At 62.7% G+C, this 1,110-nt stretch carries 1 protein-coding gene and 1 pseudogene; both read right to left on the bottom strand.

Annotation, left to right across the window (positions count from 1 at the left end):
• Positions 1-219 (bottom strand): annotated as a pseudogene (locus EN984_RS35575) (phasin family protein); the annotation flags it as partial.
• 112 nt (positions 220-331) lie between these two features.
• The coding region (locus EN984_RS35570; protein WP_127379350.1) for a DUF445 family protein at positions 332-1,110 on the bottom strand (779 nt) is incomplete at its 5' end.

Here is a 1,110-nt window from a genome sequence, read left to right as displayed (position 1 = left end):
GTCCGTGACCTCGCGCAGCGTGTCCTCCAGCATCTCGCGCTGCCTGGACAACAGCGAGGTCGCGCCGGCGGCACTGGCTCGTGCCGATTTCTCCAGCGCTTCGAGGTTCTTGCGGTGATGGGCGAGGATCACCTCGACATCGACATTGGGCACCTTCAGGTCGCGGCCGAACCTGCCGAACATGTCCATGAAGGAATCGGATTCCGGTTGTTTCGCCATGCTCGTTTGCTCCCCTTTGCCGCATGATGCGGGCACCCTCGGCGGGAGAATAGCACTCGCATGCCGTGAGTCCATTCGGACACGGAGGAGTGAGCGCCAGTCTGGTCGCGCATCAATTCACGAGGAACAGCCGCTCGGCCACATAGAGCACGACACCGGCGAGCCCGCCGATGATCATGCCGTTGAAGCGGATATACTGTAGGTCCCGACCGATGTTCATCTCGATCAGCCGCGTCAGCTGCGCAAGATCCCAGCGCTTGACCTGGTCGGCGATGAATGTCGACACGCCGGCCTTCTGGCTCTCCACGAACGACGCCAGAGCCACCACGAACCCTTGGTTCATGTCGGCCCGGATCTGCGCATCGCCGGCAAGATGGCGACCGACCTCGACGAACATGTTGGCAAGATGCGCGCGGACAACCGAATTCGGCGCCTTGGCGTCCTGCTCGATGAACTGGCTGAGGCTTGCCCACATCTCGCCGGCCAACCCCTTGACCTCCGGCCGGGCCAGGAAGTCGCGCTTCAGCTTCTCGGCCCGTTTGGCGTATTGCTTCGATGTTCTCAGCTTCTCGACGAAGCCTTGGGCGAAGCGGTCGAATTCGGCGCGCATCGGGTGGTCGGGATCGGCCCTCACCTCGTCGAGAAGCGAGCCGGCCGAGGCGACGATCTTCTTCAGGAGATAGGCGTCGGCGCGGAACAGGTTGAACAGCGACGGCAGTTCCTCGCGGATCTTTTCGCGCATCGTCGCCAGCGCCTGTTCGTCATTGAGGAACCTGCCGATCACCTTGGTGAACTCGTCGAACAGTTTCTGGTGGCGGCGGTCGTCGGTAAGCGCTGACAACAGCTCGGCGGCCAGCGGCGCCAGCGGCACCTTTTCGATCTGTTCGAGCA

The organism is Mesorhizobium sp. M7A.F.Ca.CA.004.12.1.1 (assembly GCF_003997835.1).
Lineage (GTDB): Bacteria > Pseudomonadota > Alphaproteobacteria > Rhizobiales > Rhizobiaceae > Mesorhizobium.
The sequence above is the reverse complement of the archived record's forward strand: the minus strand, read 5'-3'. Positions and strand labels throughout refer to the sequence as shown.